This is a genomic window from Kribbella sp. NPDC050241 (assembly GCF_044459685.1).
GTDB lineage: Bacteria > Actinomycetota > Actinomycetes > Propionibacteriales > Kribbellaceae > Kribbella.
Window position 1 is genome coordinate 710920 of record NZ_JBITJE010000004.1, and the last position, 17370, is coordinate 728289.

General features: G+C 66.1%; 14 protein-coding genes and 1 pseudogene. 13 read left to right on the forward strand and 2 right to left on the reverse strand.

Features of this window, described 5'->3' with window-relative positions; genetic code table 11:
- Positions 1–208: 208 nt before the first annotated feature.
- Genes ACIBG5_RS23520 through ACIBG5_RS23555 form a run of 8 tightly spaced genes read left to right on the forward strand, consistent with a single transcriptional unit; the run spans position 209 to position 7893 of the window.
- On the forward strand, positions 209–1297 hold the full coding sequence (locus ACIBG5_RS23520) for a LacI family DNA-binding transcriptional regulator (RefSeq protein ID WP_396393610.1): 1089 nt from the start codon (positions 209–211) through the stop codon (positions 1295–1297).
- 2 nt (positions 1298–1299) lie between these two features.
- Positions 1300–2577, forward strand: a complete 1278-nt coding sequence (locus ACIBG5_RS23525; RefSeq protein ID WP_396393611.1) for an ABC transporter substrate-binding protein — start codon at positions 1300–1302, stop codon at positions 2575–2577.
- Complete coding sequence (locus ACIBG5_RS23530) at positions 2570–3559, forward strand: carbohydrate ABC transporter permease (protein WP_396393612.1); 990 nt, start codon at positions 2570–2572, stop codon at positions 3557–3559. The genes ACIBG5_RS23525 and ACIBG5_RS23530 overlap by 8 nt, the downstream gene beginning before the upstream one ends.
- Positions 3556–4446, forward strand: coding sequence for a carbohydrate ABC transporter permease (locus tag ACIBG5_RS23535; protein WP_396393613.1), 891 nt, complete (start codon positions 3556–3558; stop codon positions 4444–4446). Before ACIBG5_RS23530 ends, ACIBG5_RS23535 begins: the two co-directional genes overlap by 4 nt.
- A gap of 6 nt (positions 4447–4452) precedes the next feature.
- Positions 4453–5205: a PIG-L deacetylase family protein gene (locus tag ACIBG5_RS23540; protein ID WP_396393614.1), complete on the forward strand. Its 753-nt coding sequence runs from the start codon at positions 4453–4455 to the stop codon at positions 5203–5205.
- 45 nt (positions 5206–5250) lie between these two features.
- Entirely contained in the window at positions 5251–6003 is a 753-nt protein-coding gene (locus ACIBG5_RS23545) for a PIG-L deacetylase family protein (RefSeq protein ID WP_396393615.1), read from the forward strand.
- The gene (locus ACIBG5_RS23550) at positions 6000–7064 is read left to right on the forward strand and encodes a Gfo/Idh/MocA family protein (protein WP_396393616.1); all 1065 of its coding nucleotides are present in this window, start codon (positions 6000–6002) and stop codon (positions 7062–7064) included. The genes ACIBG5_RS23545 and ACIBG5_RS23550 overlap by 4 nt, the downstream gene beginning before the upstream one ends.
- A gap of 1 nt (position 7065) precedes the next feature.
- Positions 7066–7893 carry a sugar phosphate isomerase/epimerase family protein gene (locus ACIBG5_RS23555; RefSeq protein WP_396393617.1) on the forward strand — a complete coding sequence of 276 codons (828 nt, stop codon included), beginning with the start codon at positions 7066–7068 and terminating at the stop codon, positions 7891–7893.
- 1050 nt (positions 7894–8943) lie between these two features.
- Here ACIBG5_RS23555 and ACIBG5_RS23560 read toward each other — a convergent pair.
- The gene (locus ACIBG5_RS23560) at positions 8944–9513 is read right to left on the reverse strand and encodes a hypothetical protein (RefSeq protein WP_396393618.1); all 570 of its coding nucleotides are present in this window, start codon (positions 9511–9513) and stop codon (positions 8944–8946) included.
- 457 nt (positions 9514–9970) lie between these two features.
- Between ACIBG5_RS23560 and ACIBG5_RS23565 the strand changes: the two genes are divergently transcribed.
- The 3 genes from ACIBG5_RS23565 (at position 9971) to ACIBG5_RS23575 (ending at position 13147) form a co-directional block, all read left to right on the forward strand.
- The gene (locus tag ACIBG5_RS23565; protein ID WP_396393619.1) at positions 9971–10435 is read left to right on the forward strand and encodes an OsmC family peroxiredoxin; all 465 of its coding nucleotides are present in this window, start codon (positions 9971–9973) and stop codon (positions 10433–10435) included.
- Positions 10436–10744: 309 nt separating this feature from the next.
- Entirely contained in the window at positions 10745–12565 is a 1821-nt protein-coding gene (locus tag ACIBG5_RS23570) for a glycoside hydrolase family 15 protein (protein WP_396393620.1), read from the forward strand.
- 102 nt (positions 12566–12667) lie between these two features.
- A complete protein-coding gene (locus ACIBG5_RS23575) occupies positions 12668–13147 on the forward strand; it encodes an Ohr family peroxiredoxin (RefSeq protein ID WP_396393621.1) in 480 nt (159 codons plus the stop codon).
- Between the two features lie 80 nt (positions 13148–13227).
- Here ACIBG5_RS23575 and ACIBG5_RS23580 read toward each other — a convergent pair whose 3' ends face one another.
- Positions 13228–16002: an AAA family ATPase gene (locus tag ACIBG5_RS23580; RefSeq protein ID WP_396393635.1), complete on the reverse strand. Its 2775-nt coding sequence runs from the start codon at positions 16000–16002 to the stop codon at positions 13228–13230.
- Between the two features lie 242 nt (positions 16003–16244).
- Here ACIBG5_RS23580 and ACIBG5_RS23585 point away from each other — a divergent pair, with 242 nt between their 5' ends.
- Together ACIBG5_RS23585 and ACIBG5_RS23590 are read left to right on the forward strand one after the other, a co-directional pair.
- Entirely contained in the window at positions 16245–16805 is a 561-nt protein-coding gene (locus ACIBG5_RS23585) for a hypothetical protein (protein ID WP_396393622.1), read from the forward strand.
- 355 nt (positions 16806–17160) lie between these two features.
- Positions 17161–17370: pseudogene (locus ACIBG5_RS23590) on the forward strand (sugar ABC transporter substrate-binding protein); the annotation flags it as partial.

The window sequence follows — 17370 nt, forward strand, 5'->3', positions numbered from 1 at the left end:
ACCGAACGATCTATTCAGGGCGGACGTCTCCCGGCCGGCGCGAGGAAATCCTTCACGACTCTGCGGGAGAGTGTCAGTCGTGCGCGTGCAGAGAATCGGCGACAACGGACCCGCCGAAATCTCCGCGGCCATTCCCTCGTGTTGTCCATTCTTTGTTCGGTTGGCTTGATGGAGCGTTTTACTAAAACGTTCTACCAGGAGGTCGGCGATGAGCTCTGATCGAGTGACGATCCGGCAGATCGCCGAGATGAGCGAGGTCTCCGTGAGTACGGTGTCGAACGTCCTGAACGGTCGCACTCTGCGGATGTCGGCGGAAACTCTCGAACGGGTCCGCGGCGTCATCTCGACGCTGCGCTACCGCCCCAGCAGCATCGCCCGCGGGCTGGTCACCGGACGCACCGCGACCATCGGGCTCGTCGTCGCCGAGATCGAGACGGCGCTGTTCTTCAGCGCTGTCGGTGCGCTCGAAACGGCTGCCCGCGCCGCGGGTTACAACCTGATCGTCTGTCACGCCCGCGGTTCCCGGGACGAGGCCGAGGTGGTCACGGTGCTGCGTACGAAGGGCGTGGACGGGATCATCTTCATCGCCAACTCCGAGGCCGTGGACAACACGCATCTGACTGATCTGCCCGCCGCCGGGATCCTCGCCGTCGTCGTCAACCGACGGCGTCCCGGCCCGGAGTTCGGCCGGGTCACCTGGAACGATCGGGCCGGCGTCGCCGGCGCCGTCGAGCATCTCCACGATCTGGGGCACAGGCGGATCGCGTTCCTGCGTGGTCCCAGGTCCCGTGACAGCACTCGCGAGCGTGCCGCGGGCTACCGCCGGGGGCTCAAGAAGGTCGGCCTGCCGTACCAGGAGGACTATGTCCGCCTCGCGGACTACACCGCCGATCCGCTGACCTGGGAGCGGGCCACCAGCGAGCTTCTCGATCTCGAGCCCGCGCCGTCGGCCATCATCGCCTCCGACGACTCGGTGGCGGCTGTCGTGATCCGTACGTCCCAGCGCCGGGGGCTGTCGGTTCCCCGTGATCTGGCCGTGGTCGGGATCGACGACCAGATGTTCGCAACACTGCTCAATCCTCCGCTCACCACCATCCGGCTTCCGGTGAAGGAAGCCGCGGAACGCGCCCTGGAAATGCTCGTCGACGCCATCGCGGGGCAGTCGATGCGTGAGGTCCGGCTCGCAACGGAACTCGTGGTCAGGGATTCCAGCTCGCCAGAACCTCGCACCAACGTCAGCTCACCGGATGCCTGCATCCGGCAAGGTCGCCGGACCGTCCAGTCCTGGAAGGAATGAACATGATCACGAGGCGCAACTTCTTAGCGGCCGCCGGCCTGGCTTCGCTGTCCGCCGCCGCCCTCACCGCCTGTTCCGGAGGTTCGGCCGGTGGCGACGCCAAGGGCGCGGCGAATCTCGAGGTCATCTGGTGGGGCGCCGACGACCGGGCGGCGATCACCAATTCGATCCTCAAGCTGTACGGGACGAAGTACCCCGGGAACACCGCGAAAGGGCAGTTCCTGCCGTTCGGTGACTACTTCAACAAGCTCAACACGCTGGCCGCGTCGAACAGCCTGCCCGACATCATCCAGCTGAACCTGCCGAACCTCGCTGCCTACGTCAAGAACGGCTTGCTGCTCGATCTCGGCGATGTCGATCTGGGTGACTACGCCAAGGCCTCCCTGGAGACAGGCAAGATCGACGGCAAGCTCTACGGCATCAACTTCGGGTTCCAGTACCTGACCGTCATGTACAACACCGAGCTCGTGAAGAAGAGCGGGCTGAGCGTTCCGAAGGATCCGGCCGACTGGAACACGTGGGGCGACTTCGGCGTCGAGCTTGCCAAGAAACTCGGCGGTGGCATGTACGGCATGAGTGACAACAGCGCCGAGTCGAACACCTGGTCGTCGTGGCTGACCAGCCGTGGCAAGGGACTCTTCTCGACGGACGGCAAGTTGGCTCACGACGAGGGCGATGCCGTCGCCTGGTTTCAGTACTGGAGCGGTCTACGCGACCGCGGCGCCATCGCCTCCGGTGCGGAGAGCCAGACCTATGTGTCCAACGGCGGCGCGGCTGTCGATCCGCTCACCACCGGCAAGTCCGTGATCTCGATGAGCCCGATCGTGCAGTTCCAGGGCTACCAGAAGGTCAACAAGGTCCCGCTGGGCCTGGCGCCCTGTCCGAGCGGCCCGGCGGGACGCGGTGAGGTCAATGCCTTCTTCGGCTGGGGCATCTCCTCGAAGACGAAGAATCCGCAGGCCGCCAAGGAATTCCTGAATCTCTGGTTCACCGATCCGGGGGCGTTCAAGGAGCTCGGCCTGGATCGTGCCATCCCGGCCTCGCAGAAGCAGCTCGACACCGTGAGTCAGGGCGCAACGGGGGCGATCAAGACCATGCTCGGATTCATGGACTCCTACACGATCTCCCCGGCCTCGCAGCCCGCCTCGCCGCCGAGCATCGGCAGCAAGATCCAGGACAGCCTGACCCGGGCCGCCGAGGCGGTGCTGGCCAAGAAGCTGTCCCCGGAGCAGGCCGGCGCGCAGTACTTCAGCGAGATCAAGGCCGCCGCCGGTGAGTAGTTCGCTGGTCCGCGGAGCGGGTGAGCAGGTCGAGGTGCCGGCCCCGGGCACCTCCGACCTGCCTCGCCCGCCCGCGGGCGCGGCGATGAGCAAGAAGGGCAGGAAAGATAAGAAAGGCAAGGCAGGGTACCTGTTCCTGACCCCGTGGATCATCGGCTACGTGTGCCTCACGCTCGGGCCGATCATCGCCTCGCTGTACTTCTCCTTCACCGACTACAGCCTGCTGGCCAGCCCGCACTGGGTCGGCCTGAAGAACTACAGCGACATGTTCCACGACAAGCGCTACTGGGCTTCGGTCATCGTCACGGTGAAGTACGTGTTCATCGGGGTGCCGATCAAGCTCGGGATCGCCCTGCTGATCGCGCTCCTGCTCAAAGACGGCCTGCGGCACATGTCGGTCTACCGGGCGATCTACTACGTGCCCTCGCTGCTCGGTGGCAGCGTGGCGATCGCGATCCTCTGGCGCCAGATCTTCGGTGATCCAGGCATCTTCCAGTCGTTCCTTGCACTCTTCGGGATCGAGAGTCAGGGATGGCTGACCAGCCCGGCCACCTCCCTGAACACGCTCATCGTCCTGGAAGCCTGGCAGTTCGGCTCGCCCATGCTGATCTTCCTGGCGGGCCTGCGCCAGATGCCTCAGGATCTGTACGACTCGGCGGCCGTCGACGGCGCCGGGCCGGTACGGAAGTTCTGGAACGTCACGCTCCCGCTGCTGACCCCGATCCTCTTCTTCAACCTCGTGCTGCAGATGATCGGATCGTTCCAGGCCTTCACGCCCTCCTTCATCATCAGCAGCGGCACCGGCGGACCCGTCGACAGCACGCTGTTCTACACCCTCTACCTCTACATCCAGGGCTTCGGGAACCTCCAGATGGGATACGCCTCCGCGATGGCCTGGGTGCTCCTGGTCGTGGTCGGCGGCATCACCGGGCTGTTGTTCTTCACCGCCAAGTACTGGGTTTTCTACGGAGATGCGAGATGACGACGAGCAGCATCGACGTGGGCCGGATCCGGACCCGGCCCCGGGCGAGGAACAGGAAGCCGCTGTGGCGCCGGATCGTCAAGCACGCGGTACTGGTCCTCGGAGCCGTCCTGATGATCTACCCCCTGCTGTGGATGTTCGGATCGTCGTTCAAGCCTGAGAGCCAGATCCTCGGCACCGCGAATCCCTTCCCCGGTCACGGTGCGAACCTCAAGGGCTATATTTCCGGTTGGTCGGCGTTGGGCTTTCCCTTCTGGCGTTACTTCCTCAACTCGTTCGTCATCTGCGCGCTGTGCATCGTGGGGAACCTCCTGTCCTGCTCGCTGGCGGCTTTCGCCTTCGCGCGGCTCGAGTTCCGGTTCAAAGGCAAGATGTTCGCGATCATGATGGGCACGATCATCCTGCCCTTCCACGTACTCGTCGTACCGCAGTTCGTGCTCTTCCGCACGATGGGGATGGTCGACACGATCCTGCCGCTGGTGGTGCCGAAGTTCCTGGCCGTCGACGCGTTCTTCATCTTCTTGATGATCCAGTTCATGCGGAACGTGCCCCGCGAGCTCGACGAGGCGGCGGCGCTGGACGGCTGCGGACCGCTGGGACTGTACTGGCGGATCATGATGCCGCTGTGCCTGCCGGCGCTCGCGACCACGGCGATCTTCACCTTCATCTTCACGTACAACGACTTCTTCAGTCAGCTGCTCTATCTGTCCGACACGTCGAAGTTCACCGTGCCGCTGGCGCTGAGATCGTTCATCGACAACACCGCGACCTCGAACTACGCCGGCCTGCTGGCGATGTCGAGTCTTGCGCTGCTGCCCGTCATCGGGTTCTTCCTCGTGTTCCAGAAACTGCTGGTCGAGGGCATCGCCACGACCGGCATCAAGTGAGGTGACATGTACTTCAAGGATTACCGGCACGTCCTGGTGGTCTTCGCCCATCCCGACGATGCCGAGGGGCAGTTCGGCGGCACGATCGCCCGGCTGGTCCAGCAGGGCGCGGAGGTCAACTACGTGTGCTGTACGGACGGCAGCCGGGGCGGCACCGACCCGGCGATGACGGATGCCGAGCTGACCGCGATCCGTGCGGCGGAGCAGCGGGCTGCCGCCGATCTGCTCGGCGTCAAGGAGGTCACGTATCTCGGCCGGAAGAACGGCACCCTGGAGGTCACCGCGGACCTACGCCGGGACATCGTCCGGGAGATCCGCAGGCAGAAGCCTGACCTGATTCTGACGCTCTCGCCGTTCCGCGTGCTCGACGCGCCCATCGGGCTGTCGCACGCCGATCACATGAACGCGGCGGAGGCCACGCTCATCGCGGTGTATCCCGAGGCCGACAGCCCGCGTGCCTATCCCGAGTTGCTGGACGAGGGGTTCGCGCCGCACAGCGTGAACGACGTCTGGATCCCCGCGGTGAACGGGGCCGACCGCATCATCGACGTCACGGACACGGTCGAGATGAAGGCACGGGCCTGGTTGTGCCACAAGAGCCAGGCCGGCGCCAAAACGGGCAAACCGGCCTGGACCTTCGAGGCCCGGATGGGCACGAGGATGCGGGCGGCGGGTGCCAAGATCGGCGTCGCCTTCGCCGAGAGTTTTCGCAGCATCGAGATCACGCCCTCCGAACCGGCTCCCAGCCCGCAGGTCTGAACCCCGCCGGGTCCATCCCCGGCCGACGCACTCTCGAGGAGACCGATGTATTTCAAGGATTACCAGCGAGTCCTCGCCGTCTTCGCCCATCCCGACGACGCCGAGTTCCAGTTCGGCGGCACCGTCGCCGCGCTGACCCGGCGCGGAGCAGAGGTGAACTACGTGTGCTGCACGGACGGCAGCCGCGGCGGCACGGATCCGTCGATGACGGATGCCGAGCTGACGGCGATCCGTGCGGCGGAGCAGCGGGCCGCCGCGGACGTGCTCGGCGTCAAGGAGGTCAGGTACCTGGGGCGGAAGAACGGCACGCTGGAAGTGACCGAGGATCTCCGCCACGACATCGTCCGCGAGATCCGGCGCTACAAGCCCCAGCTCATCCTCACGATGGCGCCGTTCCGCGTCCTGGACATGCCGATCTCGCTCTCCCACGCGGATCACATCGCGGCGGCCGAGGCGACGCTCATCGCGACGTACCCGGAAGCCAGCAGCCCGCGCGCCTATACGGACCTGCTCGACGAGGGGTTCGAGCCGCACCGGGTCAACGATGTCTGGATCCCGGCCAACGGCGACGCCGACCGAATCATCGACGTCACGGACGTGGTGGAACTCAAGGCCCGCGCGATCAAGTGCCACACCAGTCAGCTCGGTGGCAAGACCGGCAAGCCCGCCTGGAGCTTCGACGACCGGCCCGGGCCGGCGCTGCGCGCCGCGGGTGCGAAGATCGGCGTTGCTTTCGCGGAGAGCTTCCGCAACATCGAGATCCTGAAAACCGAACCAGCGAAAGGCCCTCAGGTATGAGTGACGACATTCTCGGCTTCGGCATCGTCGGATGCGGCGTGATCAGCCGCTGGCACGCCAACGCGCTGAGCGAGATTCCCGAGGCGAAGCTGATCGGCGTGAACGACGTGATCGGCGAGCGCGCCGACGCTCTCGCGGCGGAGTTCGGCGTGGAGAGCTTCGCGAGCCTCGACGAGATGCTCGCCCGCGACGACATCCACGTCATCTGCGTCACCACACCGAGCGGCCTGCACGCCGAGATCGGTATCGCGGCGGCGCAGGCGGGCAAGCACGTGCTCGTGGAGAAGCCCATCGACGTCACGCTGGAGATGGCGGACAGGCTGATCACCGCTTGTGCCGACGCCGGTGTTCAGCTCAGCGTGATCTCCCAGCACCGCTTCGACGACGGGCTGCAGGAAGTGCGTGGCCTGATCGATTCGGGACGGCTCGGCCGACTCGTGGTCGGGACGGCGTCGACCAAGTGGTACCGCACGCAGGGCTACTACGACGGTGCCGACTGGCGAGGCACGTGGAAGCTCGACGGCGGCGGCAGCCTGATGAACCAGGGCGTGCACTACGTCGACCTGCTGCTGTGGCTGATGGGTCCGGCGAAGAGCCTGGTCGCCCAGGCCAACACCCTCGCGCACGACATCGAGGTCGAGGACGATGCGGCGGCGCTCGTGCGCTTCGCCAGCGGTGCCGTCGGCACGGTGCATGCGAGCACCACGATGTACCCGGGGCTTCCGGAGCGACTGGAGATCTGCGGTACGGAGGGCTCTGTAGCGATCGACGACGGGACCATCGTGATGAAGGAACTCAAGGACGAGAAGGGGGAGACCGGGGCCTATGGCAACCGTAAGTCGACCTCGTCCGAGGGCCTCGCGGCGACATCGGCCGCCTCCGATCCCACCGCCATCAAGCACGAGGGACATCGCCGCCAGATGGTGGACCTGATCAGTGCCATCAAGTCGGGTACGCCGCTGTTGAGCTCAGGGCAGGACGGTCGCCGGGCACTGGAGTTCATCCTGTCCGTCTACGAATCCTCCAAAGCCGAAGCGCCGGTCGCGCTGAGCGGACACTGACATGTGGACACTCTCCGGTTTCGCCGACGAGATCTCACCTGAGCTCTCCGTGCAGTGTGAGGTGCTCAACGGCTTGGGCATCGCCCACATCGAGGTCCGCAGCGCCTGGAACACGAATGTGCTCGACCTGGACGACGAACAACTGGCAGCCGTGGCCGCACAGCTGCGCGACAGCGCCATCCAGACCTCCTCGATCGGCTCGCCGATCGGCAAGATTTCGGTCGCCGACGATTTCGACGAGCACCTGCGCCGGTTCGACCGGGCCCTGCAGGTGGCGGAGGTGCTCGAGGCGCCGTACATCCGGATCTTCTCCTTCTACTATCCAGACGGCGACGAACCCAAGCAGCACCGTGACGAGGTACTGCGGCGGCTGTCGACGCTCGCCGAGCGGGCCGCGGGGCGGGACGTGGTCCTGTTGCACGAGAACGAGAAGAAGATCTACGGCGATCTGCCGGAACGCTGCCTCGACATCATCGAGTCCGTCGGCTCGCCGAATCTGAAGATCGCCTGGGATGCGGCGAACTTCGTCCAGTGCGGGATCTCTCCCTTCCCGGAAGCCTTCGAGCTGTTGCGCCCACATCTGGAGTACGTGCAGATCAAGGACGCCCTGCTGGCCGACCAGCGCGTAGTAGTGGCGGGTGCCGGCGACGGCGGCGTCGTCGAGACGATGCGCGCCCTCAAGGCGGACGGCTTCGACGGCTTCTTCTCGATGGAACCCCACCTCAGCAAAGCCGGCCCAGCCGGAGGCTTCAGCGGCATCGAGCTGTTCCAGCAGGCAACGAACGCCTTCGTCGCAATCCTCGAACAGGAAAACATCCCCTACCGCTGACCCAGCAACGCGACAGGATCGCGGAGGAAGAGTCTGCTTGTGCGGAGCCTCAGCCGGCCGGCCAAAGCTCCAGGTGGATGGAGGTGGGGTGGATCTCGAGCTGAGCTGCGGTTGCTATTCCCATGTCGGCGCGGGGTCGGGTGTTCTCGTCAGATGCGGTAGCGCGGCGCGGCGCGGATGTTGGCGCCGTGGGCACGACGAGGACAGGCCCGGCCGACGCGGACGCGACGTAGGTGTAGCGCCGAGGAGATCCGGGCGGCGAGTTCGTGGCCGTCCTCCCACCTGGGAACCGGCGGTCGAGGTTGCCATGGCGCCAGTCCCGAAACCGGCGCCGGACGTCTCGCAGTCGCCGACGTCGACGTCGACGTTGGCCGACCGTGGGAGGAGCTCGGATACTGGGTGGGAGGGACCTTTCTGAAGAGTTGGCGGCGATCGTTCGAGATGCGCCTTGAGTGTCCAGGTCAACGCGGATGGCCAAGCGGCGTCAGGAGTCTCCGAGTGATGCGGTGAACCAGCCTCGTGTGGTGTAGCGGTCGTCGAGGTTCTTACGCAGTGCGCCTGCTCGTTCGAGTCGGTCGAGGAGTCGACGAACTCAAGGTAGGTGAGCTCGTGTTTGATGTCGGCGGGCAGAGAGGACCAGAGTTCACGCGGCAACTTCGGGTCGGCCAGGAGTGATGTGATCTCGGTGAGGACCAGGTGCTCGGATGGACTGATCCGTACCCGGTCGACGTCGAGCAGGAAGGGGAGTACGGCGGCCAGGACCACGACCGCGATCGAATCCTTGCCCAGCGTCTCGACTCCGATGACCAGGACAGCGGAGGCGACGAGCGACTGGAAGACGCGAAGGGCACGTTGATCCGCCAGCTGCCGAGTCGCATGGCCAGCGGCTCGTCGAGCTCTTGGTCGAGCAGGCGGAGAATGACGGCGGACAGACGATCCGGATTCTGAGGGGCCAGGACCGAGGCGAGTGCAGCCAGTGATTGGTCGGTGAGCTTGACCAGTTCTTCTTCGCCCACCGAGCTGAACTGGTTCAGCGTACTGGCGACCAGCTCATTGACGTCGATGGAGCTGGCTCCGGGACCGAAGGTCACTGCTGCGCCCTCCTTGTTGGTCGATCATGAACCATGCGGCCACCACATGCTGTACGGCCACATCGATGAGGACGTTGACGTGCTTGAAGGCGTCGGGGTCCTTCTCTGCCTGCTCCTTCGGCAACGTCTCGAGCCACGCGGAGGTGACCTGTCGCCCCGCCTCGGTCGCGAATTGGAGCCAGATGATTCCAGGCAGGACGTTCATCTGGTAGGCGAAGATGTGCAGTTTGCGATGTCCGTCGACGACGCCGCGGTTCCAGGTGACGCGAGCGGCGCGGTCGAAGGTGTGCAGGAGTTGCGAGACGATCGGCTGATCCGCGACGGCCACAATGTGGTCGATGCCCTCCGATGATGCACTCCCCGGTGCGTCGACGAGGCTCGACGACGTGGTCAGGCACAGAACGGGGATCTCACCGAACAGACGGGCCGCGTCAGCTGGCGACTCCGTCGGGAAGATGCACAGTCTCGCGACGGGCTGGTCGAGTTCGTCGTACCCGGCGGCTTGCAAACCGACTACATGGCCCGTCATCGTCTCCAGCGGGTTGGGGCGGCGAAATTGAGCGGCGAGTACGTCTGCGCGCGCCGCTTCGCCTACCGGGACAACGCCGGTACGTCGGCTATCCGCGCCAGGGCCGCACCAGCTCGTCCACGACGGCTGCCGCCGGTATTTCGTTGCGTGGGACACCGATCGCGACGACTGGCACGCCCTCCAGGCGGGAGGCTGCTCTCTCCGGTGTTCCCGGCCATACCCCGGGGGTATGCCCGGGCTGTCCCGGGCGCGATGGGGCTCTGCGCGGCATGACAGTTGTGTCAGGCAAATCGACTAGGCCTGATCCGTTTCAGGCTGACGGGCGGACGAGTGCCTACTACCGCACCGCAGTAGCCCGATCGCGATGTCGCCCGGGGGAGCGGTTGCACTGAAGGACAGGGTGCCTGGATCCGCAGCCGTGGGTCCTGGCCCGCATCGATGATTGAAGGAGCATCCAATGGCAGCAGTACAGAGAACGGCGCAGGTTGACTGGACGGGAAGCATCGCACGGGGCGCCGGGGTCACATCCGGAGGAAGCGGCGCGATTCGGGACTTGCCCGTCACGCTCGCATCGCGCTTCGGTGAGCCGGCAGGCAAGACGAGTCCGGAGGAGCTCATCGCGGCGGCGCACGCAGGATGCTTCGCCATGGCGCTGGGTTCGGTACTCGCGGGATACGGAATGCCTCCGGAGTTCCTGCGGGTCATGGCCACCGTAACGCTGGAGACATCCGGCGACCCGACGATCGTTTCGAGCCTGCTCGACGTCCACGCTGTTGCCGCCCAAGCGGATGCCGCATCGCTTGAGCGGGCAGCCCATGAGGCCGAGCGTAGCTGTCCAGTCTCGCGAGCCCTGCAGGGAAATGTCGAGATCCGTGTCCACGCCACCCTGGACCAGCCGTCCGCCATGCAGGCCGCCGACTGAACTCGCATGAGGTACTGGCAAGCAGCCGGGGACTCCTCTGCAAGGCACCAGCGACGGCCGTGACATAGCCCAAGCGCACTGCGGGCGGAATCTGCCAGGGCGCAGCCGCGTCGGGGTAGCCGGGAGGAAGTCCCGGCCCTCCGGCAGTGGTCGTAGCGGTCCTGACGGTCGCCGATAGTCCGGCCCTCTGCTCTCCCTGGCGACCGGGGACTCTGCCGGGGCAACGACCCGGGTCCTCCCTGGGGCCACGGGCCGATGGATCCGCGACGGTTGTTGCAAGAGTCGTCCACCCGGGCAGAGGAGCCGATGATGACACAGCAGATCGAGGACTACGCACTCATCGGCGACCTCCGCACGGCGGCCCTCGTCGGCGTCGACGGATCAATCGATTGGCTGTGCCTCCCAAGATTCGACTCGCCGGCAGTGTTTGCGACGCTCCTGGGCGATACCCGGAACGGCCGATGGATCCTGGCGCCGCAGAGCGGCGGACGATGCACGCGTCGCCGGTACCGTGGCGACTCGCTGATCCTCGATACCGAATGGATCACCCCGGACGGCGCCGTACGCGTCACTGACTTCATGTCACCGACCAGCGCAGGGTCGCAAGTGGTCCGCAGTGTGGAAGGCTTGGCGGGCGAGGTTCCGATGCACATGTGCATGGTTCCCAGAATGGGTTACGGCAAGGTCGTGCCAAGCCTCCACAGCGTCGGAGGGCACTTTGTCGGAACCGCAGGTCCAGACTCCGTCTGGCTGACAAGTGACGTCGCCCTGACCGCCACGAACGACACTCTGACCGGCGACTTCGTGGTCTCGGCGGGTCAGCAGATTTCCTTCGTTCTTGGACACTTGCCCTCGCCGCAGCTCGAACTCCCTACCGTCGATGCCGCCGACGACCTCGCGGCCACCGAAAGGTACTGGCTCCAGTGGATGAGCAAGTGCACCTACTCCGGTCCTTGGGCAGACGCAGTCAAGCGATCTCTCATCATCCTGAAGGCACTGACTTTCGCCCCGACCGGGGGCATCGTGGCCGCGGCAACCACGTCACTGCCCGAACAGATCGGCGGTTCGCGCAACTGGGATTACCGATTCTGCTGGTTGCGCGACGCGGCCTTCACCGTGCGAGCGTTCCTCGCCACTGGATACGTCGAAGAGGCCTCTGCCTGGCGTGACTGGCTACTGCGCACGGTCGCCGGCGATCCGACCGGAACGCAGATCATGTACGCCGTCGACGGCACGCGCCACCTTCCCGAACTGACACTGGACTGGCTGCCTGGACACGCCGCCTCCACACCTGTGCGCATCGGCAACGGGGCGGCAACCCAACGACAGAACGATGTTTGGGGCGAGGTCCTCGACGCTCTGCAGGCGACCCGCGCCGCAGCAGATCCGCCGCGTCCAGACGAAGCAGATCTGGAACGGGGTCTGGTCACACAGCTTGAACAGAACTGGGCCGAACCGGACAACGGCATCTGGGAGGTCCGTGGACCGCAACGACATTTCGTCCACTCCAAGCTGATGGCTTGGGTCGGAGTGGACCGAGCCGTCTGCGTTCTCGAGAACGACCACACGCGTGAATCCCTGAACGAACTACGTGCGCTGCGGGAGGCGATCCACACGGAAATCTGCAACCGGGGATTCAGTCAGTCGCGACGAGCATTCACACAGTCCTACGGTTCCGCGCGCCTGGACGCTTCGGTCCTTCTCATGCCGCGCTACGGATTCCTGCCCTGGGCAGACCCGCGCATGGTCGCCACCGTCGACGCCATCCAAAGAAACCTCACCCGCGACGGTCTCGTCCTCCGCTACGCAGTTGGCGCCGAGGGCACCAACGTCGATGGCATCCACGGTGAGGAAGGTGCCTTCTTGGCGTGCTCCTTCTGGCTTGCCGACGCGCTTCACGGAATCGGTCGCACGGATGAGGCCGCCGAGCTGTTCGACCGCCTGCTGTCCTTGCGCAACGACGTCGGCCTGCTCAGCGAGGAGTACGACCCGATCACCGGACGCCACCTCGGCAACACGCCACAAGCCCTCAGCCACGCCGGCCTCGTCACCACCGCACTCCACCTCGCGAAGCCAACGGCAACAACCGTCCAGCATCAGCCGCCAACATGGCAGGAAGCCGCCAGCTGAGTTGCCAGCCGGCGCAACGAAGCCAGCAAGCTCGCGGCGAAACCTGACGCCTCGACACCGATGTGAGGCGAGAACGTCGACCCAACTCGGAAAGGCCATGAAATGGCAGTCACTGCGTTGAAAAGAGTCCTCTACACCGCCGAGGCGGTCACCGAAGGCGGCCGGTCCGGGCACGGCCGCACCACTGACGGCCGCCTGGAAGTCGAGCTTGCGGTGCCCGAGGACATGGGAGGCAACGGCGGTCCAGGCACCAATCCCGAGCAGTTGTTCGCGATCGCCTATGCGGCCTGCTTCCAGTCGACCATGCTGTCAGTCGCACAGCGTGGCAGGTTCGATGCCAGTGACTCCCGGTTCGCCTCCCGGGTAGATATCGGCCCGACTGGACACGGCGGCTTCGGGCTTCGGGTTGCCCTTGATCTGCACGCACCGCATCTGGCGCCTGCCGCGGCCGCACACCTGATGGCCGAGGCCGACGAGCGTTGCCCTTATTCCAATGCCATCCGTGGCAACATTCAGGTCCTACTCACCGTCGACGGGACGCCGATCGAGGAGATCGTCGAGAACGATCAAGGCGCTGCGTAGTGGACCTTGTTTTGACTGGCTGTCCGGTGATCACGGCGACTGTACAAGCCTGCCGAGTAGCGATGCTGAACCTCGTCTGACTAGGCTGACGAGGTGGCAGAGCTGGAGTCGGGCAGCGCGCGGCGCAGTTGTTTTCGGGAGGTGATGTCAAGTTTGGCGAACACCTTGCCAAGGTGCCATTCGACGGTGCGAGGGCTGATGAACAGCCGGGCGGCAATCTCGGGATTCGTGAGATCGTCGCGGGCCAGCCGGGCGATCTGCGCCTCCTGTGCGGTCAGCTCCTCGTGCGTCTCGACTGTCCGCCTGCGTAGTGTCTCGCCAGTGGCGAGCAGCTCCCGTCGGGCACGCTCGGCAAATCCCTCGGCCCCGGCGCGGCTGAACGTGTCGTGGGCCCGGTAAAGCTGCTGGCGGGCTTCCACGCGACGGTTCCCGCGACGCAACCATTCGCCGTACAGGAGTTGAGCACGGGCGAGGTGGACGGTGATCCGGGTCCGGGCGAGGCGCTCGACCGCCTCTCGGTAGAGGGCGTCGGCGACTTCGCCGTCGCTCAGCGTCGCGCGGGAGCGGGCCTCGATTCCGAGCGCCCACTCCGTCCCGGCGGCACGTGTTCGTTCCTCGAGTCGCCGCAGGGCTGTAGCGCCGATGTCCGGTCGATCGCTGCGCACAGCCGCCTCCACCAGCTCGGTCAGACCCCAGCCGAAGAGACCCAGGTCATCGTGTTCACAGACCCGTTGCGCGGCGGCGAGCGAGTCCTGGTAGCGGCTGAGACCGTTGTAGAGCACCGCTGTGGCGTAGTCCGCCAAGGCGATCGCCCTTCCTTCACCCCTGGCTGTTGCATCCTCGATGCTGGCCCTGATCAGCGCCGTGGCCTGGGCTTCCTGGCCCCGCCAGGCGGAGAGCACCAGCGACGTGTACATCAACGGGGGGCTGCCGGTTGCCTCGGTGATCACGTCGGCCTCGTCGATGAGCTCCGCTGCGGAAGCGAACTCGCCGGCATGTACGTCAACGCCGGCGCGATAGGTGAGGGCGATCGGGAGGGCGGTCAGCCAGCCCGCATCCCGCGCGTGCCGAAGCTGCCGGGTGGCCAGCTCATGCCACGACTCGTCATCCCACAGATCCGGGGCGATTCGGCACCCCAACCAGAGCCAGCGGGTGTCGTCCTGACTGCGGCCCTCCTCCTTGGACAATGCGCGCAGCGCTCGCTGGAGCGGCTGCACCCCTGCCTCGTAGCCTTCGGTGAACCTTCTCACGAGACCGTCGAGGAGTAGATCGATCGCACGTGCCGGCTGCGGGGCCCGGGGCGCCGTGCGGGCTGCGCCGGCGGCGTCGGCCACGCCGCCGCCGCTCTTGCTGAGGCGGCCGGCGAAGATCGCCGCTCCGAGCGCTTCGAGGTAAGTCTCACGCGCCGACTGAGTGTCCAGCGCCTTGAGGTGTTCGGCGGCGTTGAGCAGTAGCGATGGAGCGTCGTTGCCGCGTCTGAGCAAGAACGACAGCTGTGCGCGCAGGCGTTCCAGCCCGGCCCGCCGGATGCCGCCGAGCGGCGCCAGCTCTGCCGCCGCAAGCAGCGCCTGCGCCGAGTCCGGCGCGCCAGCCAGGAGCTTGGCCTGAGCGGCGGCGAGTGCACGCGCTCCACGAAGCTCGCGATCGGGCGTCAGCTCGGTCGCGCGTTCCAGAAACGCGGCCGCCGCGACCGCGCCGCCGCGGGCGCGCGCCCGGTCGGCCGAACGCTCCAGCTCGTCGGCCACTGCCTCATCCGGCCCTGACGCCGCACGGGCGAGATGCCAGGCGCGACGATCGGGATCGAGCACCAGATCGGTTGCTTCTGCCAAAGCACGGTGCACCGCCTGCCGGTCGTCCACAGACGCCGACTGGTAGACCGCCGAGCGGACCAGCGGATGGCGGAACCGGACCCGGGTGCCGAGTTCGACCAGTCCTGCAGCCACGGCAGGCGCTGCAGCGTCGCCTCCGATTCCCTGCAATTCGGCTGCGCGGCGCAACAGTGTCATGTCGCCGATGGGCTCAGCGGCAGCAGTGAGCAGAAGCAGTTGCGTATCGTCCGGAAGCGATTGGAATTGTCGATAGAAACTCTGTTCGACGCGGGTCGCCACAGCCGCCGTGTTGGGAAGGCCGAATCCGCCCGCCAGCTCGGTCGGCGTCAGCACTCGCGGCAGCTGCAGCAGCGCCAACGGGTTGCCCCGTGTTTCGGCGACGATGCGGTCGCGCACTTGTACGTCGAGCGGTCCACGAAGCGCCGATGCCAGGACCAGGTGGGAGTCGCGCTCGCCGAGGCCCTGAACCTTGAGCTCCGGCAAGCCGGTCAGCTCGTCGCTGGGCTCCCGCACGGCGAATATCAAGGCCACCGGATCGGCCATCAGTCGTCGTGCCACGAAGGCCAGAGATTGCACGGAGGCCCGATCGAGCCACTGTGCGTCATCGATCACGCAAGCGAGCGGCTGCTCCTCGGCCGCACCCGCCAACAGGGTCAGGACGGCAAGACCGATGAGGAAGCGATCAGGTGCGTCGCCCTCTTGTAGCCCGAAGGCGACCCGCAACGCATCGCGTTGTGGGGCCGGCAACGTCTCGACCCGGTCGAGCATCGGCGCACAGAGCTGGTGAAGGCCGGCATAGGCGAGCTCCATCTCCGACTCGACGCCCACGACTCGCGCGACGCGGAAGCCTGCCGCACGCTCGAGCATGAAGTCAAGCAGAGCCGACTTGCCGCAGCCCGCCTCGCCGCGCAGCACCAGGACGGAGCTCCGCCCTGTAGATACCGCGTCCAACAGCCTGGCCAGTACCTCGCACTCGCTGCGCCGACCACGCAACACTGACCGCGGGCGACCGCTGGACGGACCCATGGTCGATGGTAGGGAGCGCGCCCAGTGTTTTGGCAAGCCTCTCGAGGCGATTGGCACGGTCGCTCGGTCGGTGCCACCTCTCTGCCGGGCCGCGTGCAGCCCTCCGCCTCGTCCGTTCGTGTCCTCTTCACGCAGACCCGGGATCGAACCCGGGGACCTACCGGCGCCCACGGGTGCCGATCGCCGCGAGCCTAGATCCGTCAGCACACCAGCTGACGACCAGCTCACGGTAGGAGCGACAAGTGTTCACCAATCGGAAGTCAGGCACGATCCACCGCCGGCGCGTCCAGCTCGCAGCGGCGTTTTTGGCGGCCGCCGCCATGATGTTCACCGCGGCCAGTTGCGGCAGTCCATCGGGATCGGGATCGGCGCCGGTGCCAGTTCCGCCGGCGACCGGCGATCCGGTCAGCGCGCAAACCACCGCACTCGGCACCATCCTCGTTGACGGCCGAGGCCGCACCATCTACCAGTTCGCCAACGACAAGAACAACACGTCGACGTGCGCCGCAGCCTGCTCGGACAACTGGCCCTACGTACCAGCGCCCGACTCGCTGCCGACGTCCTCGCCCGGCGTGAGCGGCAAGGTCGGCTCGATCACCCGTGACGACGGCCACCGTCAACTGACCGTCGCCGGACACCCCCTGTACACCTTCGTCGTCGACTCCACCCCGGGTCAGACCAACGGTCAGGGCATCAACCTGAACGGCGGCGTGTGGACCGTCGTCTCCCCGGCCGGTGCGCCCCTGGCGAACCCCAGCCCGGCTAGCGCCGCGACACAAACCTCCATCGCACCCGGCTACTGAGAACGCCGACCAACGGAGAGAAGGCAGTGCCATGACAACCGCAGCACACTTCCCCTGGCCCGACCTCATGCCGGCCGGGCTGATATCGCCGCAGAGCGCAACAGATCTCACGTTCGATCCCAACGAGACCTGTGCCCGCTGCGGACCCGGTACACAGGCCGAGTCCAAATGGGTGTTCCGGCAGATCAGTGAGCGAACCCGCGAGCACTGCGACTTGTACCTGTGCGCCCATTGCTCCCAGGCATGCGAGCCTCGCTTGCTCAGCGCCAGCATCCTCCGTGTGGATCGGACGCATCACCAGCACTGACTGTCTGGCGGTCCACCGGCATCCCAGCACTGATCCACTGGAGGAGTCATGAATCGCACGACCATCGCTGCTGCGTTAGCTCTTGCTCTAGCAGGCGGCGCCGTCGCCTGCGGGGACGGTGGCAGTACGGGCGCACCGACCAGGGCGCGCGGCGAGATCTCCGTCTGGTACTCGAACAACGCCGAGGAAGTGGCCTGGGCCAAGCAGATGGTCGCGGGCTGGAACTCGGCGCACGCGGACCAGAAGGTCACCGCGCAG

What these genes read in the sequence shown, in the direction of transcription:
- ACIBG5_RS23520 (WP_396393610.1), top strand. Translation starts at nt 209, where the DNA reads ATGAGCTCTGATCGAGTGACGATCCGGCAGATCGCCGAGATGAGCGAG.
- ACIBG5_RS23525 (WP_396393611.1), top strand. Translation starts at nt 1,300, where the DNA reads ATGATCACGAGGCGCAACTTCTTAGCGGCCGCCGGCCTGGCTTCGCTG.
- ACIBG5_RS23535 (WP_396393613.1), top strand. Translation starts at nt 3,556, where the DNA reads ATGACGACGAGCAGCATCGACGTGGGCCGGATCCGGACCCGGCCCCGG.
- ACIBG5_RS23540 (WP_396393614.1), top strand. Translation starts at nt 4,453, where the DNA reads ATGTACTTCAAGGATTACCGGCACGTCCTGGTGGTCTTCGCCCATCCC.
- ACIBG5_RS23545 (WP_396393615.1), top strand. Translation starts at nt 5,251, where the DNA reads ATGTATTTCAAGGATTACCAGCGAGTCCTCGCCGTCTTCGCCCATCCC.
- ACIBG5_RS23550 (WP_396393616.1), top strand. Translation starts at nt 6,000, where the DNA reads ATGAGTGACGACATTCTCGGCTTCGGCATCGTCGGATGCGGCGTGATC.
- ACIBG5_RS23555 (WP_396393617.1), top strand. Translation starts at nt 7,066, where the DNA reads ATGTGGACACTCTCCGGTTTCGCCGACGAGATCTCACCTGAGCTCTCC.
- ACIBG5_RS23560 (WP_396393618.1), bottom strand. Translation starts at nt 9,513, where the DNA reads ATGACGGGCCATGTAGTCGGTTTGCAAGCCGCCGGGTACGACGAACTC.
- ACIBG5_RS23565 (WP_396393619.1), top strand. Translation starts at nt 9,971, where the DNA reads ATGGCAGCAGTACAGAGAACGGCGCAGGTTGACTGGACGGGAAGCATC.
- ACIBG5_RS23570 (WP_396393620.1), top strand. Translation starts at nt 10,745, where the DNA reads ATGACACAGCAGATCGAGGACTACGCACTCATCGGCGACCTCCGCACG.
- ACIBG5_RS23575 (WP_396393621.1), top strand. Translation starts at nt 12,668, where the DNA reads ATGGCAGTCACTGCGTTGAAAAGAGTCCTCTACACCGCCGAGGCGGTC.
- ACIBG5_RS23580 (WP_396393635.1), bottom strand. Translation starts at nt 16,002, where the DNA reads ATGGGTCCGTCCAGCGGTCGCCCGCGGTCAGTGTTGCGTGGTCGGCGC.